Source organism: Rhodoferax sp. RT5P35 (assembly GCF_056521385.1).
This window is the reverse complement of record NZ_JBWMAX010000002.1, coordinates 162,261-187,826: the sequence shown is the minus strand read 5'-3', so window position 1 is coordinate 187,826 and position 25,566 is coordinate 162,261. Positions and strand designations below refer to the sequence as shown.

At 63.5% G+C, this 25,566-nt stretch carries 30 protein-coding genes; 19 read left to right on the top strand and 11 right to left on the bottom strand.

The annotated features are described in order from the left end of the window. The first annotated feature begins 70 nt into the window (after positions 1 to 70). The 5 genes from AC097L_RS03030 (at position 71) to AC097L_RS03010 (ending at position 2,341) form a co-directional block, all read left to right on the top strand. Entirely contained in the window at positions 71 to 706 is a 636-nt protein-coding gene (locus AC097L_RS03030) for a CDP-alcohol phosphatidyltransferase family protein (RefSeq protein WP_479584635.1), read from the top strand. 265 nt (positions 707 to 971) lie between these two features. Then, on the top strand, positions 972 to 1,274 hold the full coding sequence (locus AC097L_RS03025) for a DUF4148 domain-containing protein (RefSeq protein ID WP_479584634.1): 303 nt from the start codon (positions 972 to 974) through the stop codon (positions 1,272 to 1,274). Between the two features lie 126 nt (positions 1,275 to 1,400). Then, positions 1,401 to 1,526: a hypothetical protein gene (locus AC097L_RS03020; protein ID WP_479584633.1), complete on the top strand. Its 126-nt coding sequence runs from the start codon at positions 1,401 to 1,403 to the stop codon at positions 1,524 to 1,526. A 228-nt stretch (positions 1,527 to 1,754) separates the two neighbouring features. Further along, positions 1,755 to 2,096 (top strand): HPF/RaiA family ribosome-associated protein, encoded by a 342-nt coding sequence (locus AC097L_RS03015; RefSeq protein WP_479584632.1) that lies wholly within the window; start codon positions 1,755 to 1,757, stop codon positions 2,094 to 2,096. Between the two features lie 11 nt (positions 2,097 to 2,107). Further along, positions 2,108 to 2,341, top strand: a complete 234-nt coding sequence (locus AC097L_RS03010; RefSeq protein WP_479584631.1) for a hypothetical protein — start codon at positions 2,108 to 2,110, stop codon at positions 2,339 to 2,341. A gap of 59 nt (positions 2,342 to 2,400) precedes the next feature. Here the strand turns inward: AC097L_RS03010 and ptsP are convergent, their stop codons facing one another. The 5 genes from ptsP to AC097L_RS02985 form a co-directional block, all read right to left on the bottom strand. Beyond that, positions 2,401 to 4,224 carry a phosphoenolpyruvate--protein phosphotransferase gene (gene ptsP / locus AC097L_RS03005; protein ID WP_479584630.1) on the bottom strand — a complete coding sequence of 608 codons (1,824 nt, stop codon included), beginning with the start codon at positions 4,222 to 4,224 and terminating at the stop codon, positions 2,401 to 2,403. A 124-nt stretch (positions 4,225 to 4,348) separates the two neighbouring features. Next, positions 4,349 to 4,618, bottom strand: coding sequence for an HPr family phosphocarrier protein (locus AC097L_RS03000; protein ID WP_479584629.1), 270 nt, complete (start codon positions 4,616 to 4,618; stop codon positions 4,349 to 4,351). Continuing rightward, positions 4,587 to 5,030 (bottom strand): PTS sugar transporter subunit IIA, encoded by a 444-nt coding sequence (locus tag AC097L_RS02995; protein WP_479584628.1) that lies wholly within the window; start codon positions 5,028 to 5,030, stop codon positions 4,587 to 4,589. The genes AC097L_RS03000 and AC097L_RS02995 overlap by 32 nt, the downstream gene beginning before the upstream one ends. Before the next feature lie 28 nt (positions 5,031 to 5,058). After that, a complete protein-coding gene (locus tag AC097L_RS02990; protein WP_479584627.1) occupies positions 5,059 to 5,562 on the bottom strand; it encodes a hypothetical protein in 504 nt (167 codons plus the stop codon). A gap of 17 nt (positions 5,563 to 5,579) precedes the next feature. Beyond that, positions 5,580 to 6,284 (bottom strand): DUF4197 domain-containing protein, encoded by a 705-nt coding sequence (locus tag AC097L_RS02985; RefSeq protein ID WP_479584626.1) that lies wholly within the window; start codon positions 6,282 to 6,284, stop codon positions 5,580 to 5,582. A 14-nt stretch (positions 6,285 to 6,298) separates the two neighbouring features. Between AC097L_RS02985 and AC097L_RS02980 the strand changes: the two genes are divergently transcribed. The 5 genes from AC097L_RS02980 to AC097L_RS02960 all read left to right on the top strand — a co-directional run bounded on the left by AC097L_RS02980 (position 6,299) and on the right by AC097L_RS02960 (position 10,806). Next, complete coding sequence (locus AC097L_RS02980; RefSeq protein WP_479584625.1) at positions 6,299 to 6,802, top strand: TlpA family protein disulfide reductase; 504 nt, start codon at positions 6,299 to 6,301, stop codon at positions 6,800 to 6,802. Between the two features lie 158 nt (positions 6,803 to 6,960). Beyond that, positions 6,961 to 7,443 (top strand): GNAT family N-acetyltransferase, encoded by a 483-nt coding sequence (locus AC097L_RS02975; protein ID WP_479584947.1) that lies wholly within the window; start codon positions 6,961 to 6,963, stop codon positions 7,441 to 7,443. Positions 7,444 to 7,541: 98 nt separating this feature from the next. Continuing rightward, complete coding sequence (locus AC097L_RS02970; RefSeq protein ID WP_479584624.1) at positions 7,542 to 8,144, top strand: methylamine utilization protein; 603 nt, start codon at positions 7,542 to 7,544, stop codon at positions 8,142 to 8,144. Beyond that, entirely contained in the window at positions 8,141 to 10,522 is a 2,382-nt protein-coding gene (locus AC097L_RS02965) for a putative bifunctional diguanylate cyclase/phosphodiesterase (protein ID WP_479584623.1), read from the top strand. Before AC097L_RS02970 ends, AC097L_RS02965 begins: the two co-directional genes overlap by 4 nt. A gap of 62 nt (positions 10,523 to 10,584) precedes the next feature. Beyond that, positions 10,585 to 10,806, top strand: a complete 222-nt coding sequence (locus tag AC097L_RS02960; protein WP_479584622.1) for a hypothetical protein — start codon at positions 10,585 to 10,587, stop codon at positions 10,804 to 10,806. A gap of 72 nt (positions 10,807 to 10,878) precedes the next feature. Here AC097L_RS02960 and AC097L_RS02955 read toward each other — a convergent pair whose 3' ends face one another. Together AC097L_RS02955 and AC097L_RS02950 are read right to left on the bottom strand one after the other, a co-directional pair. Beyond that, positions 10,879 to 11,226 (bottom strand): EamA family transporter, encoded by a 348-nt coding sequence (locus AC097L_RS02955; RefSeq protein WP_479584621.1) that lies wholly within the window; start codon positions 11,224 to 11,226, stop codon positions 10,879 to 10,881. Positions 11,227 to 11,238: 12 nt separating this feature from the next. Next, positions 11,239 to 11,598: a hypothetical protein gene (locus AC097L_RS02950; RefSeq protein ID WP_479584620.1), complete on the bottom strand. Its 360-nt coding sequence runs from the start codon at positions 11,596 to 11,598 to the stop codon at positions 11,239 to 11,241. A gap of 56 nt (positions 11,599 to 11,654) precedes the next feature. On the opposite strand from AC097L_RS02950, the gene AC097L_RS02945 reads away from it, so the two are divergent. Next, complete coding sequence (locus AC097L_RS02945; protein WP_479584619.1) at positions 11,655 to 12,281, top strand: LysE family translocator; 627 nt, start codon at positions 11,655 to 11,657, stop codon at positions 12,279 to 12,281. On the opposite strand, the gene AC097L_RS02940 is transcribed toward AC097L_RS02945, so the two are convergent. After that, complete coding sequence (locus AC097L_RS02940; protein WP_479584618.1) at positions 12,278 to 12,418, bottom strand: hypothetical protein; 141 nt, start codon at positions 12,416 to 12,418, stop codon at positions 12,278 to 12,280. The two genes, AC097L_RS02945 and AC097L_RS02940, sit on opposite strands and share 4 nt — an antisense overlap. A gap of 15 nt (positions 12,419 to 12,433) precedes the next feature. Then, entirely contained in the window at positions 12,434 to 13,300 is an 867-nt protein-coding gene (locus AC097L_RS02935; protein ID WP_479584617.1) for an MBL fold metallo-hydrolase, read from the bottom strand. A gap of 114 nt (positions 13,301 to 13,414) precedes the next feature. Between AC097L_RS02935 and AC097L_RS02930 the strand changes: the two genes are divergently transcribed. Further along, positions 13,415 to 14,305 (top strand): LysR family transcriptional regulator, encoded by an 891-nt coding sequence (locus AC097L_RS02930; protein WP_479584616.1) that lies wholly within the window; start codon positions 13,415 to 13,417, stop codon positions 14,303 to 14,305. Positions 14,306 to 14,446: 141 nt separating this feature from the next. Here AC097L_RS02930 and AC097L_RS02925 read toward each other — a convergent pair whose 3' ends face one another. Both AC097L_RS02925 and AC097L_RS02920 read right to left on the bottom strand, forming a co-directional pair. After that, the gene (locus AC097L_RS02925; protein ID WP_479584615.1) at positions 14,447 to 14,866 is read right to left on the bottom strand and encodes a DUF4844 domain-containing protein; all 420 of its coding nucleotides are present in this window, start codon (positions 14,864 to 14,866) and stop codon (positions 14,447 to 14,449) included. Positions 14,867 to 15,498: 632 nt separating this feature from the next. Then, entirely contained in the window at positions 15,499 to 17,148 is a 1,650-nt protein-coding gene (locus AC097L_RS02920; RefSeq protein WP_479584614.1) for a sulfatase-like hydrolase/transferase, read from the bottom strand. A gap of 408 nt (positions 17,149 to 17,556) precedes the next feature. Here AC097L_RS02920 and kdpF point away from each other — a divergent pair, with 408 nt between their 5' ends. The 7 genes from kdpF to AC097L_RS02885 all read left to right on the top strand — a co-directional run bounded on the left by kdpF (position 17,557) and on the right by AC097L_RS02885 (position 25,528). Then, positions 17,557 to 17,655 (top strand): K(+)-transporting ATPase subunit F, encoded by a 99-nt coding sequence (gene kdpF / locus AC097L_RS02915; RefSeq protein ID WP_092760146.1) that lies wholly within the window; start codon positions 17,557 to 17,559, stop codon positions 17,653 to 17,655. Beyond that, a complete protein-coding gene (gene kdpA, locus AC097L_RS02910; protein WP_479584613.1) occupies positions 17,655 to 19,454 on the top strand; it encodes a potassium-transporting ATPase subunit KdpA in 1,800 nt (599 codons plus the stop codon). The genes kdpF and kdpA overlap by 1 nt, the downstream gene beginning before the upstream one ends. An 82-nt stretch (positions 19,455 to 19,536) precedes the next feature. Continuing rightward, on the top strand, positions 19,537 to 21,609 hold the full coding sequence (gene kdpB / locus AC097L_RS02905; protein WP_479584611.1) for a potassium-transporting ATPase subunit KdpB: 2,073 nt from the start codon (positions 19,537 to 19,539) through the stop codon (positions 21,607 to 21,609). Between the two features lie 161 nt (positions 21,610 to 21,770). Then, positions 21,771 to 22,343, top strand: a complete 573-nt coding sequence (gene kdpC, locus AC097L_RS02900) for a potassium-transporting ATPase subunit KdpC (RefSeq protein WP_479584610.1) — start codon at positions 21,771 to 21,773, stop codon at positions 22,341 to 22,343. A 127-nt stretch (positions 22,344 to 22,470) separates the two neighbouring features. Next, on the top strand, positions 22,471 to 23,583 hold the full coding sequence (locus tag AC097L_RS02895) for a GNAT family N-acetyltransferase/peptidase C39 family protein (RefSeq protein WP_479584609.1): 1,113 nt from the start codon (positions 22,471 to 22,473) through the stop codon (positions 23,581 to 23,583). Next, positions 23,580 to 25,103: a RimK family protein gene (locus AC097L_RS02890; protein WP_479584608.1), complete on the top strand. Its 1,524-nt coding sequence runs from the start codon at positions 23,580 to 23,582 to the stop codon at positions 25,101 to 25,103. The genes AC097L_RS02895 and AC097L_RS02890 overlap by 4 nt, the downstream gene beginning before the upstream one ends. A gap of 131 nt (positions 25,104 to 25,234) precedes the next feature. Then, positions 25,235 to 25,528, top strand: a complete 294-nt coding sequence (locus tag AC097L_RS02885; RefSeq protein ID WP_479584607.1) for a hypothetical protein — start codon at positions 25,235 to 25,237, stop codon at positions 25,526 to 25,528. The last annotated feature ends 38 nt before the right edge of the window (positions 25,529 to 25,566 follow it).

The following is a 25,566-nucleotide window of genomic DNA, read 5'->3' as shown; positions in this document are numbered from 1 at the left end:
TGCCCGCGAGACCATCGTGCCAGCCGCTATCCTTGGCCCGTTGATCCACAGACGCAGAGGAATTGCACCCATGCCCCCCCCAAATCCCAAGCCCCCTCAAAAACCCTTCTCCATGATTCGCGAGTTCCACCTGGCCGACTGGTTCACGCTGGCCAACGCGGTGTGCGGTGTGGGGGCGCTGTTTTCGACCATGACCTTTCTGGAAGTGGGCGATGTGCGGCACATCTACTTTGCCTGCTGGCTGGTGCTGGCGGCCTTTGTGTTCGATGTGTTCGACGGCAAGATTGCGCGCTGGCGGCAAAAAACCTCCATCCTCGGGCGCGAGCTGGATTCGCTGGCAGACGTGATCTCGTTCGGCGTGGCCCCTGCCATCATGGCCTATGGCTGCGGCATGCAGGGGCTGTATGACCGCATCGTGCTGGCGTTTTTTGTGGCCTGCGGGGTGTCGCGGCTGGCGCGCTACAACGTCACAGCCGAAACGCTGTCGCAGGGCTCGAACAAGGTGAAGTACTTTGAGGGCACGCCCATCCCCACCTCCATCGTGCTGGTCTTTCTGCTGGGCATGGCCGCCTGGACCGGCAATGTGCGGCAAGAGCTGTGGGGCGGCTCCGTGGTGTTGGGCGGCTTCACCCTGCATCCGCTGGTGCTGTTGTTTGCGCTGTCGGGCTCGCTGATGATCAGCCGCATCCGCATTCCCAAGCCCTAGAACCGACTGGTCGGTCTAGCGCCAATTTTAAAAAATACGCATTTTCATCCCAAAATACCCACATTTTTAGTGCGGACAATAGGCTATCGTTGAATTTATTAGAACGATGCCTTCAAAAGGGTTAACCCTTATACCGGGCCAACAGGCCTAAAGTTCAACCCATGGATTCGGTAACCAGCGCTTCACCGAGGCGCTTCAAAAGGCCGACCATGGCTGCAGACCACAAGGCTGCAGTCTTTGAACCATCGACCTGAAAGAAATGACCATGACTGCATCTAAATTCGCCGCTACCGCATTGATCGCTTTGGCTTCTGTGGCTGCCACCAGCGCCTTTGCCGAAACCAACAAGAACTACCCCGAGTTGGCCACTGCCAGCAGCACCAGCGCTAAAACCCGTGCCGAAGTCAAAACCGAATTGGTACAAGCCCGCCAAAACGGCAGCATGGACCTGACCAACGACGCGCAGTACCCCAAGATTGTGTCCATCAGCACCAAGACCCGCGCCGAAGTGCTGGCTGAATACGTGGCCGCCCGCAAGGCCGGTCAAATCGTGCGGGTGCACGGCTAAGCCCCACCAGCTTGCTGGCCGCCAGACCGGCCCAGAAAGCGCCTTGGCTGCGATGCGATTTAAACCCACCCGGGTCGCATAGTGACGAGGCAGCTGCTGGCGTCTCTGGCCTACCGGAAATACACCATGAACACCCTTAAATTTACCGCTGCCGCCCTGTTGGCACTGGCCTCCGCCGTGGCGATCAGCGCCTATGCGGTGGATGAAAACAGCGCCCCTGGGTCAGCAGTGCAAACGCAGGCGCGTGCCTGAGTTGCAGACGTTCATACCGCTCTTTAAATGAGAGCTGCTACTGCTTATCCTGTAAGCGCTAGCAGCTTTTTTTATGCTTGTCATAGTTAGAGTCCTGACCACTGCAACCCGCTATCGGCAAAGCGATAAATTTCTCTATTTTCCGAATCTATACTTCTAAAATATCTGCTTTTTCAGAAGTGTTTTGCGGCGTACCTTTGGGCTTTTAGCAACCCCAGGAGATATGGCATGCAAGTACTGTTTCAATCCCGAGACCCCGAAGGCGCTGAATTCCGCGAACGCGTCGAGCGCCGGGTGCGCTTTGTGACACGGCGGCTGCAAGGCCTGGTGCAACGCGTCAAGGTGCAGCTGTCGGATGTCAACGGCCCCCGCGGCGGTGTCGACAAACGCTGCCAACTGGCGCTGCAAACCGAAACCGCCGGCACGGTGGTGGTGACCTCTACCGCCCGAAACTGGCGCTTGGCGGTCGATCTGGCCCTGGGCCGCGCCGGACGGGTGTTGCGCCAGTTGGTGCAACGCCAACGCACCCAGGTCCAGCCCCGCGCACGCGCCACCCCCCAAGACACTTAAGGAGACACACCATGGAACAACCCACCCACCGCCCGGCCCGTCCAGGCACAGCACTCGCCCTGCGCGCCCAGGCGCTGCCCCCACCTTCCGCAACACGCAGCCGCTATGTCTGGCTGGGTATGGCCTTGTTGCTGGCGGCGATTGCCGGTATTGGCTACCAGGTTCCGGTCATGGGCGTGCTACTGGCTGCGGCCTGCAGCTTCGCACTGCTACGGACCGCGTCCAAAGCCAAAACGCAAGCATAAGCTATTAAAATAATAGCTAAAAGCGCATGTGGAATATGCGCTAAATGCCGGTTTAGCCTCTAATATTTGGACAGCGGCCCCAGGCCGGAATCCACCCGGCAGGGCTCGCCGTCAGGGCGGGCGGTGAGGGGTTCGGTCATGGCCTGGACCGGGTCTTCAGACTCCAGCACGCGCTGCGCCCAGGGCCCTAAACGGGCGGTGTCGGCACGCAACACCTCTTGCTTGACGGCCAAAATCTGCGCGGGATGCATCGAGAAGCTGCGCAGCCCCAGGCCCAGCAACAGCCGGGTCATGCTGATGTCGCCCGCCATTTCGCCGCACACGCTTACCCCTTTGCCTTGGGCCTGGCAGGCGCGGATGGTGTCGGCCAGCAGGCGCAGCACGGCAGGGTGCAGCGGGTCGTACAGATGGGCCACCGATTCGTCGGCGCGGTCAATGGCCAGGGTGTACTGGATCAGGTCGTTGGTGCCGACCGACAAAAAGTCAAAATACCTGAGGAACAACGGCAGCGTCAGCGCGGCGGCCGGGATCTCGATCATCGCGCCCAGCCGGAGCGGGCCGTAGACCACGCCGCGGTTGTCCAGCTCGGCGCGGGCAAAGTCCAGCAGGGCCAGGGTCTGGCGGATTTCGCTGCCGTGGGCCAGCATGGGAATGAGCAGATTCACCTGGCCGTGCACCGCCGCCCGCAGGATGGCACGCAGCTGGGTCAAAAACATGGCCGGGTCGGCCAGGCTCCAGCGGATGGCGCGCAGGCCCAGGGCCGGGTTGAGGTGGGTATCTTCCTTGTGGCCTTTGTCCAGCGGCTTGTCGGCGCCGATGTCTACCGTGCGGATGGTGACCGGCATGCCCTGCATGCCCTCGACGGCGCTGCGGTAGGCCTGGTACTGCTCTTCTTCGTTCGGCAGGCTGCCTTTGCGGCCCATGAACAAAAATTCGCTGCGGAACAGGCCCACGCCCACCGCACCGGCGTTGACTGCGCCCACAGCGTCTTCGGGCATTTCGATATTCGCCAGCAGCTCGACCTTGTGGCCGTCCAGGGTGATGGCCGGGGTGTGGCGCAGGCGGGTCAGCCGTTCGCGCTCCAGCTCGCCCTGGCGTTGCTTGAAACCGTATTCGGCCAGGATGATGGGCGAGGGATCGACCACCACCACCCCGGCGTCGCCGTCGATGATGACCCAGTCGTCCTGCCGCACCAGCTGGCTGGCGCTGCGCGCACCGACCACGGCGGGGATGTCCAGACTGCGCGCGACGATGGCGGTGTGCGAGGTTTTGCCGCCCACATCGGTCACAAACCCGGCGAACACGCTTTGCTTGAACTGCAGCATGTCGGCAGGCGACAGGTCGTGGGCAATCAGCACCAGCGGCACGGTCAGGCTCTCGTCGGGCGACAGCTGGTGCGCACCCTTACGCCGCGCCGGGGGTGGCAGGGCAATAGGCGAGACCACACCCTTCATATAGCGCAGGATGCGATCGACCACCTGTTCCAGGTCGGCCTTGCGTTCGCGCAGGTACTCGTCCTCCATCTCGTCGAACTGGCGGGCGATGATCTCCAGCTGGGTGGTCAGCGCCCATTCGGCGTTGTACAGGCGGTCGGTGATCCAGTGCTTGACACCAATGGTCAGGGTCTCGTCTTCCAGCAGCATCAGATGCACGTCGAGCAAGGCGGTCAGCTCGGGCGGTGCGTCCTTGGGCATGGCGTGCTGCAGGCGCTGCAGTTCGTCCACCACGGCATTGCGGCCCACGCGTACGCGGTCGATCTCGTCCGTGATCTGCTCCGGCTTGATGAAGTAATGCGCCACCTCCACGCGGCTGGAGCCGACCAGCACCGCACGCCCGATGGCGATGCCGCGGGCGACCGGTAGACCGTGGATAGAGAAAGTCATAGCACCACGGTTCCCGTATTCCCAAGCGAATGCCGTCGAACCGGCTCTGCCGGGCGACCAGCATTGCCCCCTGCAAGGGGGTTGGCGGTTACGCGAAGCGAACAAGCCTGAGGGTGCGCCATATTTACTGACCTTCTCCGAATTTGTCAGCGATGAGGGCCAGCAGTGCGTCCATGGCTTCCTGCTCTTTGGGGCCATCGGTGTCGAGCACCACGGTGCTGCCTATGCCAGCGGCCAGCATCATCACGCCCATGATGCTTTTGGCGTTGACGCGGCGCTCGCCCCGGGCGATCCAGACCTCGCAGGGGAAGCTGCCCGCCAGTTTGGTGAGCTTGGCGGAGGCGCGGGCGTGCAGGCCCAGTTTATTGTTGATGGTCGTGGATGTTTGGATCATGCTGTCTGCGGGCTTGGTTCTGGGGTGCGGTGATGGCGACTTGCATGATGCCCTGCGTCCCGCCAATCAGCGCGCGGGCCACCAGGGCCTCCAGCGATTCATGGCGGTAGCTGACGGTACGCAGCAGCATGGGCAAATTGACACCGGTGATGAGCTTGGATCTGATCCCATCGACCAGCTTTTGCGCTACGTTGCAGGGCGTGGCACCGAACACATCGCTCAACACCAAAAATTGCCCGGAGCCCTGCTGCTCCATGGCGATACGGGCCATGGCAAAGGTTTCTTCGGGCGGGGTATGCGGTTGCACATCCAGCGCCACCACGCCGCCCGCGCAGTCGGGGAACACGTGCAGCGCGCATTCGCGCAGAGCGTGGGCCAGAGGGGCGTGGGCAATGATGAGGATGCTGTTCATGCGGGCTCAATTATGGGTGCGTACAGGTTCACTCGAATTTCAGGCCGGTAAAGAAAGTGTCCGCCATGGCGGTATCGGTTTTATCGGCGTACACCACGGCATTAAACAGGTCGATGCCGTCGGCCTGGATGCGGGCAAACCACACGGCCTGGGCACTGACCGGGTGGCCGTTAGCGCGCTGGCCCGCCACTGCCCAGCGCACGCCGAACTGGCCACCAGCGATCTCGAACGGCTGCAAATCTGGATGTGGCGGGTTGGCCGCGTGCAAGTTGGCCAGCGTGGCGGCCTGCCAGCCCGAGAGCGCAGCGCTGGCTTGGGCGGCATCGGCCAGGTGCACATGGGACACGGCAAAGGTAGCTCCTGCGGCATCGCAGCCCTGCATGTCCAGCGCTACGGTAGCCCCGGCCATGGGCACGTCGCGCGTGGCTTTGTCGGGCTTGCAGGGCAGCAGCATCTGCAGCGCATGCGCATCGGAGCGCACGGTGCGCCAGTTCAGTGCCGGGCTGCAGGCAGCCAGCGCCAGCACCCACATAGCCCCATACCGCATCCTCAAAACGTCGCGCCAAACACTTTTTTCAACACCGCGCTGCCCGTGCCCACCGGGTCCTGGCGAATGGACTTTTCTTGCTCGCCAATCATGGTGTACAGGCCGTCCAGGGTTTTGTGGGTGATGTAGTCCTGGATAGACGCGTCTTCCTTCTTGACCAGGCCCAGACCCGCGGCCTTGCCGGCCAGCTGGTTGTACTGCGCAGCCGCGCCGACTTTGTCGGTGGCCTGGGTAACCACTGGCAGAAACTTGGTGAACAACGGTGCGCGGGTTTTATCGGCAAAAAAAGTAGTCATGGCATTGTCGCCACCGCTGAGGATGTTCTTGGCATCGGCAAAGTTCATGCTCTTTACGGCGCCCACCAGCGCGTCTTTGGCCAGCGGCACGGCGGCTTCGGCGGCGCGGTTCATGCTGGTGATGAGCTCGTCCACGCGCTTGCCCTGGCCCAGCTTTTTCATCCACTTGGCTACATCGTCCAGATAGCCGGGCAAAGGAATGCGAACTTTTTCGTTGCCCATGAATCCATCTGTCTGGCCCAATAGGCCGACGGCGGCCACAGCGGCTTTTTCCAGCGCGGCTTTCAGGCCCTGGTTGGCCTCTTTGTCGGTCAGGTCGGCCAGCGACAGGGCGTGGACCTGCTCCGCCGTAGCCAACACCAGCAGGCCCAGCGCAGACAGCGCGGCAGAATTAAAATGGCGACGATGCATAGGAACCCCTTGGTATGAAAAAAACGTTTGTAGCCGCCAGCGCAGCAACCCTGCTGGCCTTGGGCTCGGGGGCCTATTATCTGACCGTCAGCAGTGCCAATGCCGCCCCCATGGCCACCTATGTGTTACTGGATGGCAGCCAGAAAACCACCGCCGACCTCAAAGGCCGGGTCACGCTGGTCAACTTCTGGGCCACCAGCTGCGTCACCTGCGTGGCCGAAATGCCCAAGGTGATTGCCACCTTTGACAAGTACCACGCCCAGGGATTCGACACGCTGGCCGTGGCCATGTCCTACGACCCGCCCAGCTACGTCATCAACTACGCGCAAACCCGCAAACTGCCGTTCGACGTGGCCATCGACAACACCGGGGCCGCCGCCAACGCTTGGGGCCAAGTGCAGCTGACGCCCACCACCTTCCTGGTCAATAAGCGCGGCGAGATCGTCAAGCGCTTCGTGGGCGAGCCCGACTTTCCCGAGCTGCACAAGCTGATTGAAAAGCTGCTCAAAGAAGCCTAAGCCTGTTTTTACAAGAAATAGGCCGATAGCGCATATTCCGCCTACACCAATAGCTATTAAAATAATAGCACTTGCAAATTCTGCTCCTGGCAGCACGTGACTGGCCTAAACTGTTTGCGTCGCAGCCCGCCTCCCGCACCGCCTTGAACACCCCAGAGATCGCATCCGTCGTATTGCGCACGCCCACCCGGCCTGACGAACTCGATGCTACCCGCGCCATTTTTCAGGAATACGCCGACCAATTGGACGTGGACCTGTGCTTCCAATCGTTTGACACCGAGCTGGCCACCCTGCCTGGCGAGTACGCCGCCCCGCGCGGCACGCTGCTGCTGGCGTGGGTAGATGGCGCGCTGGCCGGTTGCTGTGCCCTGCGCCCGCTGGACAATGTGGACTACGCCAATGCCAGCGAAATGAAGCGGCTGTACGTGCGCAAAGCCTTTCGCGGCTTCGGCCTGGGCCGCCAGCTGGTTGAAGCCGCCCTGGATGCCGCCCGCGCCAACGGTTACGACTGCGTGCTGCTCGACACCCTGGTCGATATGGAGGCTGCCCGCGCACTCTACGAAGACCTGGGCTTTGCCGAGGTGCCGCCCTACTACCACAGCCCCATCGCCGGGGCGCATTACCTGAAGGCGGATATTTAAGCCCCTTGGAACGTGAACTAAAAGCCCGTACCCGCCAGTCTGGCAGACAGCGGGGTTTAATATCGGGCCACACTCTGCTGTTTAGCCCCCTCCCGCCCATGCGCCATTTTTTCTGCCTCTCCACCCTACTTTGTGCTGCGGCAGCCCCCGTACTTGCGGCCACGGTACAAGTCCAGATGCAAGATGGCGCAGGCAAAGCCCTCCCCGACGCGGTGGTGTACCTGGAGTCGAAGGATGCGCTGGCAGCGGTCAAACCGCTGATTGGGGCCGAGGTGGCACAGGCCAACAAACAATTTGACCCGCAGGTGCGCGTGGTCACCGTGGGCACAGCAGTGCAATTTCCCAACCACGACACCGTACGCCACCAGGTGTATTCGTTCTCGGACACCAAGAAATTCGAGCTCAAGCTCTACGCCGGTACCACCGCCGCCCCCGTGGTGTTCGACAAACCCGGCATCGCCGTGCTGGGCTGCAACATCCACGACAACATGGTGGCCTGGATCATCGTCGTGCCCACACCTTACTTTGGCCGCAGCGGTCCCGACGGCAAACTCACCCTGGACAACCTGCCGCCCGGCAATTACCGCCTGCGCACCTGGCACACCCAATTGCCCGTAGGCACGCCCGCGCTAGACCAGGCGGTGACCGTGTCCGCCACCGGAGCCAGCGTCACCGTGCGGATGGCCGGGCTGGCTCCATGATTTCCCAGATGATCCGGCGCCTGGACATGGGCGGTTGGAGGTTGCCCACCCGCATCGTGGTGTTGTCGCTAGTACTGCTGATGCTGGTGCAAACCGCCGGTTTCCTGGTGGTGCGGGCCAGCATCGAGCGCAACGCCCGTACCCAGATCGCCACCGAACTGGCCCTGGGCGAGCGCGTCTGGCGCCGCCTGTTGGACCAGAATGCCGAAAAACTTCGCCAGGGCGCGGCCCTTCTGTCGGGCGACTTCGGCTTTCGCGCCGCCGTCACCTCGGACGATGGCGAAACCATCCGCTCGGCGCTGGAAAACCAGGGCGACCGCATCGGAGCCACCGTCACCGCCCTGCTTGACCCGCAGTTGCAGTTGCGTGCCAGCAACGACACCCCCGAAGCCCAGGCCGTGGTCGGGATACTGCCGCAAATCGCTATCCCGCTGTCGCGCAGCGAACTTGGCGGCACGGTGGCGCTGGTGGGCCAAACACCCTACCAATTCGTGATGGTGCCGCTGCGTGCGCCGCTGGTCATCGGTTGGGTGCTGATGGGCTTTCCCATCGACAAGCAACTGGCCGACGACATGCTGGCCTTGTCCGGCCTGTACGTGGCCCTGGTCACCCAGGCCACGGGCCAGCCCGCGCAGATCAGCCTGTCCACCTTACCCACGGCAGCTTTGGCGGCCCTGCAAACGGCGGGCGGCAGGGTGACCGAACTGGACGACGATGGCGACACCTTGGTCACCCGCACCCTCAACCTGCACGCGGTGGCGGGCAGCGTGCAGACCGTGCTGCTGCGCTCGCTGAGCGAAGTGCTCGCCCCTTTTCAGCAGGTACAACTGGTGCTGCTGGTCATCACCGTGCTGGGCCTGCTGCTGTTTGGCCTGGGCAGCGCCTGGACGGCCTTGCGCGTGACCACCCCGCTGCGCTCCCTGGTGCAGAACGCCGAACGTCTGGGCAAGGGCCAGTACGACCAGCCCATCCAGCACACCGAACGGCGCGACGAGATCGGCGACCTGGCGAATGCGTTTGACCGCATGCGCAAAAGCATTTCCCAGAAACAAGACGAAATCCAGAAGCAGGCCTACTGGGACCGTCTGACCCGGCTGCGCAACCGGGTGGGCTTTCGCAATGATGTCAAAGATGCCATCGCCAACAGCCAGGCCCACGATGCCTACATGCAGACCCCGCTGGCCGTCATCACCCTCAACCTGGACCGCTTCAAGCACGTCAATGACATCCTCGGCTACGCCCTGGGTGACCGCCTGCTGGTGGCCGTGGCCGAGCGCCTGCACGCGCGCATGGAAGACGGTGCGCTGGTGGCCCGGCTGGGCGGCGACGAATTCTCGATCCTACTGCCCCACGCCGATGCCGAAGCGGCCATGGCCATGGCGGCACGCATCGCCCACGCGTTCGAAGCCCCGCTGAGCTTTGACGACCAGACCGTGGACCTGAGCGCCAGCATGGGCATTGCCTGCTGGCCACAGCACGCGTCGGATACCGACACCCTGTTGGGCCGTGCCGAGGTCGCAATGTACGTGGCCAAGCGCAAAACCACCGTACTCCAGCTCTACGACCCGGCGCTCGACTCGTCCAGCAAGCAAACCCTGTCCCTGCTGTCCGAGCTGCGCCACGCGGTGGAACACAACGAGCTGCGGCTGTTTTTGCAGCCCAAGATCGCACTGGACAGCGGCAAAGTCATCGCAGCCGAAGCCCTGGTGCGCTGGCAGCACCCGGTGCGCGGCCTGGTGCCGCCCGATGCCTTTATCCCGTTTGCCGAGCAAACCGGCTTTGTGCGCCAGCTCACCCTGTGGATGTTCGACGAAGCCGCGCGCCAGTGGGCCGGGCTGCAACTGCCCGACCAAGCCCTGCGCATCTCCGTCAACCTGTCCACCCGCGATCTGCTGGACCTGGACTTTCCGGCCCGGCTGGACGTGCTGCTGGCCAAGCACCAGGTGGCCCCCGAAGGCTTTTGTCTGGAAATCACCGAGAGCGCCATCATGGACGACCCGCTGCGCGCCGAAGGCACGCTCACGCGGCTGTCCGAACGCGGCTTCAAGCTCAGCATCGACGACTTTGGCACCGGCTACTCGTCCCTGGCCTACCTCAAGCGGCTGCCGGTGGACGAACTCAAAATCGACAAATCCTTTGTGATGGGCATGGAACGCGACCCGGACGACGCCAAGATCGTCCGGTCCACCATCGACCTGGCCCACAACATGGGCCTGAGCGTGGTGGCCGAGGGCGTGGAAAACATCGAGATCTGGCACCTGCTGCGCGAGCAAAAATGCGACGAAGCCCAGGGCTACTACATGAGCAAACCCCTGCCGGTAGACGCATTCAAGGCCTGGCGCGAACGCTGGGCCGAACGCACTGAAGCCTCCACATAACGCAAAATTTTCTCTTCATGCGCGGCAACCCGCCGCGCGCAACCCTAGGAAACCACCATCCCATGAACGCAAGCAAACTTGTTGCCGTAGTCCTGATCGCCGCGGGGGTACTCGCCCTGGTCTACGGCAGCTTCAGCTACACCAAGGACACAACCGCCGTCAAACTCGGGCCACTGGAGCTGTCGGTGAAAGAAAAAGAAACCGTGAACGTGCCCGTCTGGGCGGGCGTTGGTGCAATTGTGGTGGGTGGCTTGCTGCTGGCGTTTGGCAGCAAAAAAGGGTGATCTGCGCCACATTGCTATTTAATATGTAGCTATAAGCGCAGGCAAAATATACGCCAGCGGCCTAAAAGACCATTAAATTGCTGCTGGCTGGGCCACCGCCCCCGGCAGACCCGCAGACAGCCGCTCGCCCAGCCACCAGGCGCCAAACAGCAGGGCGACCACCGGGGTCAAAAACACGAACACCGACATCCGCGTGGCCGGGTAGCGGCCCAGCATCCACATCCAGGCCAGGTAGCTCACAAAGCCCCCCACCAGGGCCTGCAGCAGCAGCGAGCCGGTAGCAAACGCGCTGAAGTGAAAATTCCACGGCTCGCCCAGCGCCCACGACACCAGCGGCAGTACCGCGGCGCTCACGCCCACCTGGTAGAGCAGCTGCTTCTCGGGCGGCACGCGGGCAAACTGTGTGGTGCGGATCACCACCGTGGTCAGCCCCTACATCAGCCCGGCCAGCAGGCCCAGTGCGTCACCCAGCCAGCCCAGCGGATAGGCGCTGCCCGCCGGGTGGCCCCGCAAGCCCTCGCCCATGGCCAGCGCCAGGCCCGCAAACGCGCAGCCCAGGCCCAGCCACTGCCCGCCGCGCCACCGGCACCACAGCGCCACCGCCACGCTGGACCCGGCAAAGCGCACACAGGCCTGGAACACCGGCGGCACCTCGGACATGGTCGCCTTGACCAGTGTCTGCTGGAAACTCCAGAACATGCAGCAGACCAGTAGCAGGGCAATGGCGAGGGGGTCGAGTTGGGTTTTGCGCAGGGTGGACGTGGGCGAACTATCCCGCCACACCCAGCGCATAATTTGCCCGCGCCGACACGCTGCAATAGCAGCCCGCCATTCCTCAAAGGTAATTTATGCCGTCTCTCGACACCTGCCTCGCCTTCTTCGCCCTGGTTTTTGTGCTGGGTTTTGCACCCGGCCCGGACAATATTTTTGTGATGATGCAATCGGTCACCCAGGGCCGCAAAGCCGGGCTGGTGGCCATGCTGGGCATGTGCGCGGGGCTGGCGGTGCACACGCTGGCGGTGGCGCTGGGCCTGGCGGCGATTTTTGCGGCCTCGGCCACGGCATTTACCGTGCTGAAGGTGGTGGGCGCGGGCTACCTGGCCTATCTGGCCTGGCAGGCGTTCCGGGCCCCGGCGGGCACGCTGGCGGCCCCGGTGGAACAGCAACCCAACCTGCGCCGCATCTTCTTGCGCGGCTGGGTGATGAACCTGACGAACCCGAAAATCGTGTTCTTCTTTCTGGCCCTGCTGCCGCAGTTTGTGCACGCCGAACGCGGCTCGATTGCCACCCAGCTCTGCGTGCTAGGCGCCATCTTCATAGGCTCTACGCTGATCACCTTTGGGGCCATCGCCTACTTTAGCGCCACCGTCAGCACCCGGCTGCGCAGCTCGCCCGCGGCCCAGTTGTGGCTGAACCGCATGGCCGGCACGGTGTTTTTGGGGATGGCCGCGCGGCTGGCTATGGCCGAGCGCTAGGCAGCGCCTTTACCTGCCTCGTAGATTGGCTGGTCGTTTTTGGACAGCGCGATGCTGCGGGTCCAGTGTGCGCAGGCGCAGCACTGCGGCATGGCGCCCACCGCACAACGGGGCGAACGGGTCGGCAATGTAGGCATCTCAGTGCCCTAGGCTCACCACTTCATTTCGCACTTGTTGACCTTGGCGCCGATGTCCAGCGACATGGCGCCGGCCGTGGCTTGTGGGTAGGCCTTTTGCATGGCGTTGATGAGTTCTGTGCTGTTTTTGCTGGCCGCCAGGTTCTTCTCAAAGGTCTGCAGGTAGCCCTTGGTGAAGGTAATTGCGCTGGCATCTACCGGGGTGCCGGAGGCCATGTGGCCGGGGACGACCAGCACGGGCTTCAGGGCCAGCATCTCGTCCAGCTGCGCATTCCAGGCCGCACGCTCGGCAGGCGACTGGGTGTCTGCCGTCCACACATGCATGTTGCCGAACACGCCGATGTTGCCAACGATGGCCTGCAGGGAGGGAATCCAGGCGTAGGGGCGGTGCGCCAGCAGGCCCTGGGTGCCCCGGATTTCGATGGTCTGGCCTTCCAGCGTCAAGGTGTTGCCCTGCAGGGCACGGGGTGCCACTGGCGTACGGGGTGCATTCGCGCCCATCTTGGGACCCCAAAACGCCAGCTTGCCCGCCATTTTGGAGGCCAATTTTTCCAGCACGGCGGAGGTTGTCACCACATCGGCTTGGGGGAAGATTTCTTTCAGGGCCTCTACGCCAAAGTAGTAGTCGGGGTCGGCCTGGCTGACGTAAATGGTCTTGAGCTGCTTGCCGCTGTCAAGCACATTGGCGGCGATGCGCAGCGCATCGGCACGGGTAAAGCCCGCGTCGATCAGCACCGCGTCTTTTTCGCCATAGACCAGGGTGGAGTTGACATTGAAGCTGTTGCCGTCGGCGTTGTAGACCTTGACGTGCAGCGGCTCGGCGGCCTGGGCGGTGGCAAAAACGACAGCCAGGGTGGTGGCGAGAACAGTGGTGCGGAGCATGGTGGCGCTTTCGTAAAAAGGGGTGGGACCAGGAAGTGCTTGCAGTGTATTTACGCCCAGCGAGCAAATAAACCCCTTAAACTGGCCATATTTATTGCATAAACCGAGCAAGCCATGGACAGACTGACCGCCATGCAGGTGTTTACCGAGGTCGCCACCAGCGGCAGCTTCAGCGCCACCGCCGACAAGCTGGACATGTCACGCGCCATGGTTACGCGCTACGTGGCCGAGCTGGAGCAGTGGCTGAACGCCCGGCTGCTGCAGCGCACCACCCGCAGCGTCACCTTGACCGATGCCGGCGAACACTGCCTGCGCCGCAGCCAGCAGATGCTTGCGCTGGCGCAGGACGTGGAGGAAGAAACCGCCAGCACCGAGGGCGCGTTGCGCGGCCAGCTGCGCCTGACCTGCAGCATGTCGCTGGGCTACGCCCAAATGGCCGCGGCCATCACCGATTTTTTGGCGCTGCACCCGCAGCTGAAGATCGATCTGGATGTGAGCGAGGGCTCGCTGAACCTGGTGGAAAAACGTATCGACCTGGCGATCCGCATCAGCAGCGAGCCCGACCCGATGCTGGTCTCGCGCCCGCTGGCGCGCTGCGAGTCGCTGCTGGTGGCCTCACTCGCGTATCTGGCTGCCCACGGCGTGCCCCAGGCCCCGGCCGAGCTGGCCCGGCACCGGTGTCTGAGTTATGCCAACTTTGGCAAAAGCGTGTGGCAGCTGGAGCGCCATGGCGAGACCGCCAAGGTCAGCGTCACCAGCCATTTCAGCGCCAACGAAGCCACCACCTTGCTGCAGGCCGCGCTGGCCGGTGGCGGCATCGCACTACAGCCCACGTATTTGGCGAACCCCTTGCTCCGCAGCGGCCAGCTGCAGGTGGTGTTGCCCGAGTGGACTCTGCCGTCGATGACCATCCACGCGCTCTACCCGTCACGCCGGCATTTGTCACCGGCGGTGCGGGCGTTGCTGGATTTTTTGGTGGGGAGGTTTGCGGGGGTGGCTTGGTGATGGGGCGCTGTGTTATGTGATCTCTTCGTGAATGAAGCCATTCAGGCTTCATTCAATGTGGAGACCGTTTCAGATGGTGCAACGTTTGAATTTAGCGGCTGCCGTAGGCGGTCCGCTGGAATGATGGGTTGGGGCGCATTTTCATATAAATATCAGATAGCGAAAGAATGCGCCATTTGTACTCTCAATTTCCAAGGTGACCAACACGTCATGAAGGTAGCCGACGAAGCGCTCTCGGGCCTCGGTGTCCTCGAGATAGATCTTCTGCACCGTCGGCTTCATTTGTGCTACTACCCAACTCTTGCGCGGATTGGCCTCGATACCTTGAATAAGTCGGGAGAGCAATTCGTTAAGTGTTGCCTTCATGCGAGCCCGCTCAACCGAGGGCTCGACACCTGGAAGATCAGCGAAGGTGTCTGATTCGCGCAAGGCCAGAAGTTTGACCAAGGTTTCGGAAGTTATCGATAGCGCCTGCTCACGCGGCCAAGAGACATAGGCGCCGGCGGAACCGCCGAGCAGTAGCAGAACAGCGACAACATATATGAATACGCGCCAAATCATGAAGCGCCCCAACGCGATATATACCGTAAACCCTGAGGTTTAAAACATCCATCGCAATCTCCTGAAAATGGCTTGCAGTCTGGTTATTCGCTTGGTGAGCCTGTTTTTTACACAGGTATAAAAAATCTGAGAAACCCCGCACTCCCAATGATGGGCCACTATAGCCCGGTGCCGCTTTTCACTTCTAAGCGCCGGACTCTTTGCTTCAAACGTTGGAGACGCAAGACACTCTTTTTTTCATAGTTCTGCGCCCTCCGCTAGCGCTACGGAAACCTGCGGTGCTCGCTTTGGACGGAGTTTGGCTAAACTCGCCCGCGGCTCAAACAACGCTAGTCCTGATCCGCCCAAAGCTGCGCTCCTCGGCGCAATCAGAGGAGGACCCCGGGGATCGGGATCGGTGGCTCTGTGCGCCACATCGCGCCTAGGGCGCGAGTCCGGCTGCGCGCCAGGCGCACTAGCCGGCCAGGGATAACCGTGACACCATTTCCCGCCCAGAAACTACAAGCTTTTTAAGCCTCTAGCGCAATCAGAACCTGCACAAGACGCTATTTTTTGAATAGCAAAATGGCCAGCACGTGAACGGATGCGAGGCGTGGAGCATATCGGCGTACAGACATTCCATCCCCCAACACCTAATCCGAAAACGACCCCACCTCCACCGGCAGCACCGGGGCCTGCCACTGGTAGCCAGGCGCCAGCACGTCGCGGCTGGGGGTGTGGCCGGTCCATTGGATGTTGAGCAAATCGGTGAGAGTCCAGGCGGCCCAGTCCGCGCGGAACGGGCGGGTCGCCAGGTCGGCGCTGGGCGGGTTGGATGGCTGGTTGCGCCAGATGACGGCGGGGATGCGGTAGCCCGAGGGGGTGGAAGGGCTGTGGCCTGCGCGGTCGCTGGCGTGCCCGACTTCCTGGCCGTGGTCAGACAGGTACATCCAAGCCTTGTAAGTCTGTGGCGTACTGGTATCTCGCGTCATCTGCAGCAGCTCGGACACCACGGTATCGTGGTAGAGCACGGCGGCATCGTATTCACGCCGGAACTTGCGCACCCTGGCGCTGCGGCCTGCCTGCAGCAGGTCGGCATCCACCCCGTCTGCACCATTTTCAAATGGGTTGGCGCCATCGGGAAAGCGCAAGCTGTAATGCGGATGGGCACCCATCAGATGCACCACTACCAGCTTGCGCGGGGTCGGGTCGTTCAAGGCCTCTTGCACGCAGTCCAGCAGTTCGCTGTCAAGCGAGGCGCTGGCCCGGCCCGGCGTGCGGTTCACCATGTCGACCACGTCGGCCAGCCGCCCATGCTTTTGCTCGATCGCCATGTCGTCGTGGTTGCTGATCCACCAGACCTTGTAGCCCGCTGCGCGGGCCAGGGCCAGCACATGCAGCGGATCATCGCTTTCGGGCTGGCCAAAGTTGAGCATGTTGCGCATGGCCGGCAGGGTGCTGGCATCCACCGACCAGGCGTTGCGCAGCACCAGCATCTGGCTACCCAGCTGCGCTTGCTGGGCCAACAGGCGCGGGGTGGTGGGGCGGCCGTAGCCGTACAGCGCCATGTTGTCGCGGTTGATGCTGTCGGAAATGACCAGTACGACGGTGGCAGGCCCGGTCTGCGTCAGTGTGGGGGCGGTGGCCTGGGCGCGCTGCAGCGCCCGATCACGCGCTTGCTGCTGGTCGCCCCATTGCCCGCGCAAGGTCTGCAGGGACTGCACCCAGTTCGGCCAGAACAGCAGCGGATGCAGCCGCCGCCAGGGCTTGCTGGCATAGGCCAGCGTGCTGGCCAACAGCAACACGCAAGCCAAAGCCACCGCCCAGCGCGGATACGCGCGGCGAGCGCCTGGCAGAAGCACCGCCGCACGCGCGCCATGGTGTGCGCACCAGCCAAGCACCACCGCGCAAGCCGCCGCCAGCGCGGCCCAGACCGCCATCTCGCGCCATTGCATGGAGAAGTATTCGGCGCTTTCCCGCGGGTTGGTATTGGCGGCGGACCCCAGCACCAGCGCGCCCTCGGGGGCGGCCTGGTAGGTGTGCAGCAGATATGCCCGAACCACCCCGTCCAGCACAAACGCCATCGCCCACAGCCAGACCATGGCCGTGCGCAGGTGGTGCACACCCGCGCTGCGCACCGGCCAGACCAGCCAGACCAGCATGGGCACCGCCAACAGCGCCAACTGCGCCACGCGCCGCCCCTCATGCCCCAGCGCGATGCATGCCAGCAACACGGTCGCCAGCAAGGCGGTGGTCCAGTGGGTCATGCGGTACGGGCTGATGGTGGGGGGTGTAGGGTGCATGGAGTGTGTGCCAAAGGGCTGCGTTGGTGGTGCGCCCGGCGTTTTAGTTCCCTTGTGCCCAGGCCGGAGGAGCGCGGTTGGCATCCTAGATAGCCTGCCCTAGCTTAAAGACTTTGAAGCCTCTGGTGCACTAGCTACATGCGCAAGTAGCTACTTTTTAAATAGCAAAATCTGCAACCTCTAGCGGCACCTCACCCCGCCCCCCCGCCTTTACGCTTTCTATACACCCCACCCCCACCTCTCTACCCCGTTTTTACGCCTGCTTACCTAAGCTCACACCATCAATTTCTCAAGAAAGCGGGATGGTATGGATGTTCTATGGATCGCAGGTATGGGCCTGTTGTGGGGGGCGATGGCACTTATGGTGAAGGGCTTTCAGAAGCTCGAAAAACCCAAGGGAGGCCGCGCATGATCCCGCTCGAAATGCTCTATGGCCTGGGGGGATTGTGCGCCGTGCTGTTGCTGGCGTATTTGGTGTATGCGCTGATCTGCGCTGAGGAATTCTGATGAACGCGAATGCCTGGGGCCTGCTGGCCCTTTTTCTTGTAGTGCTGCTCGCGGCCGCATGGCCACTGGGCCTGTGGCTGGCGCGCCTGGCCAACGGCAACGTGCCGGGCTGGATGCACAAGGTCGAAGCGCCTTTGTACAAACTGGCGGGCACCTCGCCCGATAAATCCATGCACTGGGCGCACTATGCGCTGGCGCTGCTGGCCTTCAACACGCTGGGCGTACTGGTGGTGTACGCACTGCAACGCCTGCAGGTGTGGTTGCCGCTAAACCCGCAGGCCATGGCGGCGGTGAGCGCCGACTCGTCCTTCAACACGGCGGTGAGCTTTGTCAGCAATACCGACTGGCAGGGCTATGCGGGCGAGTCCACCATGGGCTACCTGACGCAGATGCTGGGCTTGGCGGTACAAAACTTCTTCTCGGCCGCCACCGGCATTGCCGTGGTGTTTGCGCTGATGCGCGGCTTTGCGGCGCGGTCTACTGCCGTGATTGGTAACTTCTGGGCAGATATCGTGCGCGTCACCCTCTGGGTGCTGGTGCCGCTGGCGCTGGTGTTTGCAGTGTTTTTGGTCGGCCAGGGCGTGATCCAGAACTTTGACGGCTACAAAGATGTGACCACGCTCGAAGTCACCGCCTTCCAGCAGCCCAAAGTAGACGCAGCCGGTGCGCCGGTGCTGGACGACAAGGGCCAGCCGGTGCTGGAAGATGCCACAACGCAAACGCAAACCCTGCCCATGGGTCCGGTCGCGTCGCAAGAGGCCATCAAAATGATAGGCACCAACGGCGGCGGCTTCTTCAACGCCAACTCGGCCCACCCGTACGAGAACCCCTCGGCGCTGAGCAACTTTCTGCAGATGCTGGCGATCTTCCTGATCCCGGCCGCGCTGTGCTTTACCTTTGGCAGCGTGGTGGGCGACAAGCGCCAGGGCTGGGCAGTGTTGTCGGCCATGACGATCCTGTTCGTGGTGGCCGTGATCGCCATCATGCCCGCCGAGCAGGCCGGTAACCCGCTGCTGCCACCGCTGGGCGTGGACCAGATGGCCAGCAGCCTGCAGTCGGGCGGCAATATGGAAGGCAAGGAACTGCGCTACGGCATCACCGCCAGCAGCCTGTTTGCCGTCATCACCACCGCCGCATCTTGCGGCGCGGTGAACGCCATGCACGACTCGTTTACCCCGCTGGGTGGCATGGTGCCGCTGGTGATGATGCAGCTGGGCGAGGTGGTGTTTGGCGGCGTGGGTTCGGGTCTGTACGGCATGCTGATCTTCGCCATCCTGGCGGTGTTTATTGCCGGACTGATGATTGGCCGCACCCCCGAGTACCTGGGTAAGAAGATCGAGGTGCATGAGATGAAGCTGACCTCCATCGCCATTTTGGTGACACCCATCGTGGTGCTGGCCGGTACCGCCGTGGCGGTGATGGCCACCGGCGGGCTGGCAGGCATTGCCAACCCCGGCGCGCACGGCTTCTCGGAGATCTTGTACGCGCTGAGCTCGGCTGGTAACAACAACGGCAGCGCGTTTGCAGGCTTGTCGGCCAACACGCCCTTCTACAACATCCTGCTGGGCATCGCCATGTGGGTGGGCCGCTTCGGCATGATCGTGCCGGTGCTGGCGATTGCCGGTTCGCTGGCCGCCAAGCAGCGCCTGCCGGTGACCGCGGGCACCTTGCCCACCCACGGCCCGCTGTTCGTCACCCTGCTGATCGGCACCGTGCTGCTGGTGGGCTTGCTGAACTACGTGCCCGCGCTGGCCCTGGGCCCCATGGTCGAGCACCTGGTTTTATGGGCCAAACCATGATTGCTATTACTTTAATAGCTAGTAGCGCAGGTAGTACCTGCGCCAGAGCCCTGTTTTGCTTAAATTTTCGAAAGACATCCGTATGAACACCCAAAAGTCTTTGGTGTTGCTCGACCCCGCCCTGCTCAAGCCCGCGCTGGCCGCGGCCTTCACCAAGCTAAAGCCCAGCGTGCAGTGGCACAACCCGGTGATGTTCGTGGTCTACATCGGCAGCATCTTGACCACGCTGTTTGGTGTGCTGGCGCTGCAAAGCGGTGACGGCTCGGCCAGCTTTGTGTTGTCGGTGGCGGTGTGGCTATGGTTCACCGTGCTGTTCGCCAACTTTGCCGAAGCCCTGGCCGAAGGGCGCGCCCAGGCGCAGGCTTCGTCACTGCGCGGCTTGAAGAAAAGCACCATGGCCAAGAAACTGGCCAAGCCAGTGCACGGCTCCACCTGGCTGCCCGAAGAAGCCGAGAACCTGCGCAAGGGCGACGTGGTGCTGGTCGAGGCGCATGACCTGATTCCGCTGGACGGCGAAGTCATCGAAGGCGTGGCCTCGGTGGACGAAAGCGCCATCACCGGCGAATCGGCCCCGGTGGTGCGCGAGTCGGGCGGCGACTTCTCCAGCGTCACCGGCGGCACCCGCGTGCTGTCCGACTGGCTGGTGGTGCGCATCGGCGTGAACCCCGGCGAGTCCTTCCTGGACCGCATGATCAGCATGGTGGAAGGCGCCAAGCGCCAGAAGACACCGAACGAGATCGCGCTGACGATTCTGCTGGTGGCGCTGACCATCGTGTTCCTGGTGGTCACGGTGACGCTGCTGCCGTTCTCCAGCTTCAGCGTGCAGGCTGCCGGTGCGGGCACCGTGGTGAGCATGACGGCGCTGATCGCGCTGCTGGTCTGCCTGATCCCCACCACCATCGGCGGCCTGCTGTCGGCCGTGGGCGTGGCCGGTATGAGCCGCATGATGCAGGCGAATGTGATCGCCACCTCGGGCCGCGCGGTGGAAGCGGCGGGCGACGTGGACGTGCTGCTGCTGGACAAAACCGGCACCATCACCCACGGCAACCGCCAGGCCTCGGCCTTCTTCCCCGCCCCCGGCGTGAGCGAAGCCCAGCTGGCCGCCTGCGCCTCCCAGGCTTCGCAGGCCGATGAAACCCCCGAAGGCCGCAGCATCGTGGCCCTGGCCCAGCGCCTGGGCGCGGTGCAGCCGCTGGTGGGCACCACTACCGAAGTGCCTTTTACCGCACAAACCCGCATGAGCGGTATCGACCTGCAAATGGCCGACGGCAACGTACGCGTGCTGCGCAAAGGCGCGGTGGACGCGATCCGCAAATACGTGCAGGGCCAGAACGGCCGCATGCCCACCGAAGTCGGCAAGAACGCCGACGACGTGGCGCGCCGTGGCAGCACGCCGCTGGTGGTGGTGGAAGGCAGCACGGTACTCGGCGTGGTCGAGCTGAAAGACATCGTCAAAGCCGGTATCAAGGAGCGCTTTGGCGAACTGCGCCGCATGGGCATCAAGACGGTGATGATCACCGGCGACAACAAGCTCACCGCCGCCGCCATCGCCGCCGAAGCCGGGGTCGATGACTTCCTGGCCGAGGCCACGCCCGAGCAAAAGTTGGCCCTGATCCGCCAGTACCAGAGCGAAGGCCGCCTGGTCGCCATGACCGGCGACGGCACCAACGATGCCCCCGCGCTGGCCCAGGCCGACGTGGCTGTGGCCATGAACAGCGGCACCCAGGCGGCGAAGGAAGCCGGGAACATGGTGGACCTGGATTCCAACCCCACCAAGCTGTTGGAGATTGTGGAAACCGGCAAGGCGCTGCTGATGACGCGCGGTTCGCTGACCACCTTCTCGATTGCCAACGACGTGGCCAAGTACTTCGCCATCATCCCGGCCATCTTCGTCAGCACCTACCCGCAGCTGAAGGCGCTGAACGTGATGGACCTGGGCAGCCCGTCCTCGGCCATCTTGTCGGCCGTTATTTTCAACGCGCTGATCATCATGTTCCTGGTGCCGCTGGCGTTGAAGGGCGTGCGCTACCGGCCTGTGGGAGCCGCCGCGCTGCTGCGCCGCAACCTGCTGATTTACGGCCTGGGCGGCTTGATCGTGCCATTCATCGGCATCAAGGCGATTGACATGGTTTTAGTCGCCATGCACATGGTTTAACCGCCACTCACCCCCAGGCTGCAGTGCTTCGCATCTTTCGCCAACCCCCTTGCAGGGGGCAACACCAGCAGCCTGGCAAAGCCAGTCCTGCGGTGTTTCTGGAAGGCGTGCGTTTTGTAGCCGTCCATGGCGCAAATAGTTAACTCGTTTAAGGATTTCACATGAACCCCATTCTTCGTCCCACCCTGGTTCTGTTTACTGCTTTGACCTTGCTTACCGGCGTGGTTTACCCCCTGGTTGTCACCGGCGTGGGGCAGGCGGCTTTTCCGAAAGAAGCCGCCGGCAGCCTCATCGTTCGCGATGGCAAGCCCATTGGCTCTGAGCTGATCGGCCAGAACTTCAGCGACCCCAAGCACTTCTGGGGCCGCCCCTCGGCCACCGGCCCGCAGCCGTACAACGGCACGGCCTCCAGCGGTTCCAACCAGGGCCCGCTGAACCCGGCGCTGACCGATGCGGTCAAGGGCCGCATCCAGGCCCTGCGCGATGCCGATCCTGGCAACACCGCGCCCGTGCCAGTGGACCTGGTGACGGCCTCCGCCAGCGGCCTGGACCCGCACATCAGCCCGGCTGCCGCACAGTACCAAAGCAGCCGCGTTGCCAAAGCCCGTGGCCTGCCACAGGCCCAGGTGGCGGCCTTGGTACAGCAGCAGACCGAACGCCCGCTGGCGGGCTTTCTGGGTGAGGCGCGGGTGAATGTGCTGGCGCTGAACCTGGCGCTGGAAGCCCTGCACTAACTTGCATGGCCACGGAATTCGCTGCGCTGCTGTGCGCCCTGGCCGCCCTGTGCCTGCCGCTGCTGCTGGCCTGGGGCATCGTGGCCTGGCAAAGCCGAACCAAACCACCCCGGGGCAGGCGGTGAACATGCGCGCCACCGGGGTGTGGCTGCGCACCGCCCGCCTGCAGGACACCACCGCCCTGGGCGCGCTGGAGCAGCGCGTTTTCAGCGCCGACCGCATCTCCGCACGCAGTTGGCGGCGGCTGGTGGCCAGTGCCTCGGCCACCGTCACCCTGGCCCAAAACGCCCAGGGTTTGGCCGGGGCCAGCGTGCTGTTGCACAGCGCCCGCAGCTCGGTGGCCCGCCTGTATTCCCTCGCCACCGACCCGTCTGCACGCGGCCAGGGCGTGGCCCGGCTGCTGCTGGAGGCGGCGATGGAACGGGCGCGGGCCACCGGGGCCTCCGTGCTGCGGCTGGAAACCCGGGCCGACAACACCACCGCCCAGGCCCTGTTCACCCGCTGCGGCTTCACCCCGCTGGACCGCAAACCCGGCTACTACGCCGACGGCATGGACGCGCTGCGTTACCAGGCATCGCTGTGGAGCCTGGGCAAGGCGGCAGTGGCGGTGGCCCTGCGGGCACCGTACTACGGCCAGACGCTGGACTTCAGCTGCGGCCCCTGCGCGCTGCTGATGGCCATGGCCGCCCTGGATCCGCGCACCGTGCTGGACCGCGCGGCCGAGATCCGCATCTGGCGCGAGGCCACCACCGTCTTCATGGCCGCAGGCCATGGCGGCTGCGGCCCGTTTGGGCTGGCGCTGGCCGCCGTACAGCGCGGCTTTGCGGCCACGGTGTACGCCCCGGCCGGGGCCACGCTGTTCACCGACAGCGTGCGCGACCCGCGCAAAAAGGAGGTCATTGCGCTGGTGGAGTCGGACTTTCGCGCCGAGATCGTGGCGGCCGGTGCCGATGTCATCGAATCCCCGGTTTCGCCCGAGCGCATTGCCGACCACCTGCAGCGCGGTGGCGTGCCCATCGTGCTCATCAGCCTGTGGCGGCTGCACGGCGAAAAAGGCCCGCACTGGGTGGTGGTGACCGGGTTTGACGGCGCGGTGTTCCGCATCCTCGACCCCATCGCCCCGCCCCCTGACGGCGACCCCGGTGTCGCCGTCAGCATCGACGAATTCCAGCGCATCACGCGCTACGGCCGCCGCAAGCAAACGGCAGCAGTCATTCTTACCAACAAAGGCCCATTGTGAGTACTACCCATTTGATCGTGGTTGAAAAACGCTCGGATTTCCGCTGGCCCGACCCCGGCGGGCGCGTCATGACGGCGGAGGAATATGTCTCCGAGCGGGCCGACGCGCGCACCCGCCAGCGCAAGGTGATCAACCTGTGCCGTAGCTACGACTACCTCAGCATGGGTTACTACGGCTCGCTGCTGGCCGAGGCCCGTGGCGACCGGGTGACACCCAGCGTGGAGACCATTCTGGAGCTACAGCAAAAAGCCCCGGACTCGCCCAAGCTGGCGGGCCTGAACCGGCTCATCGCCGGGCTGGACGAGGTGCCGCGCGCAGTGAATGCGCTGCGCTTTCACGTGTTCTTTGGCCACATCGAAGATCCGGACCTGGCCGAGCTGGCCCGGCGCAGTTTTGAGCTGTTTCGCTGCCCGCTGCTGGAGATTGCACTGGAGCGGCTGGAGGGCAGCAGCGGCTGGAAGATTGCCGAGCTGGTGCCGCTGGACCCGCGCGATGTAGACCCGGCACGCGACGAGGTGTTTTTGCAGGCGCTGGAGCGCTTTACCCGCCGTGCCTGGCGGCCTGCGCTGGTGCAGAGCGCGCCGCGCATGGACCTGGCCATCCTGCACGACCCGAAAGACCCGCTGCCGCCGTCCAGCGCCGCCACGCTGCAAAACTTCATCCGCGTGGGGCGCAGCATGGACATCGCGGTGGAGTTGATCGAGAAAAAAGATTTTTCGCGCCTGACCCAGTTCGACGCGCTGTTCATACGCGAAACCACGGCGGTAGATCACCACACCTTCAAGTTCGCCAAACGCGCCGCCGCCGAGGGCATGCCGGTGCTGGACGACCCGCAGTCCATCCTGCGCTGCACCAACAAAGCCTACCTGGCCGAGCTGCTGCAGGGCAGCGGCATTGCCACGCCGCGCACCCAGCTGGTCAGCCGCCGCACCCTGCCCAAGCTGGAGGACCGGATGGCCTACCCGGTGGTGCTGAAAGTGCCCGACGGCTCGTTCAGCCGCAGCGTCAAAAAGGCCGAAAACTGGAAGCAGTTCCAGGACATCGCCCTGGCCATGTTCAAGGAGTCGGAAATCATCCTGGCGCAAGAGTTCATGTACACCGACTTCGACTGGCGCGTGGGCATTCTGGCCGGGGAGCCGCTGTTTGTGGCGCGCTACTTCATGACCCGCGACCACTGGCAAATCCTCAAGCACGGGGCCAACGGCCAGCACGAAGAAGGCCGTACCGAAGCCGTGGCCATCGCCGACACTCCGGCCCATGTGCTGGACGCCGCGGTGCGCAGCGCCCGGCTGGTGGGCGACGGGTTCTATGGCGTGGACCTCAAGGAAAACGCCACGGGCGTCTACGTGATCGAGATCAACGACAACCCCAACGTGGATGCAGGCATGGAAGACGCGATGCTGGGCGACGCGCTATACCGCACCGTGCTGGGCCACCTGCTGCGCCAGTTTGAAGCGCCGCACGCGGCGGCCCAGGGCATCGCGCTGGCCAGCAGTGCGCGCAAGACCGGTACGGACTGAATGGTGGCCCTGTTCTCAGGCATGCATTTACGCATTCTTTACGCGTTCAGGCCTACTTTCAGCACCGTTTTTACGCCCCTGTTTTTATGCTGGACCCATCGTGCTGCCGTGACAGCACGCAGGAGTTGAAGATGGGCTTTTTTTCTGCGGTGGCGCATGCACCCGCCCACCCCGAGTGGGAACAAATGAATGTGCTGGTGGCCAGCCACGATGCCCTGCTGGCGCGCCGCGCCTTGTTGGCCTGCCCCGGTGCCGCCATCGTGCGCTGCCTGCCCATGCACCAGGATGCCAAGGTGCAGCTGGAAATACGCTTCCCCGCCGGGCGCGGCTCGGCGGTGATCGGCCAGATTCTGGCCTGCCTGCCGCACGGCGAAATCGGGGGTATCTGCAGTCCCGAACCGCTGCCACCGGCGCGCAAGTTTTAGGTTCCACCGTGGTGTTACGCTCCAACGCCCCTCTGACA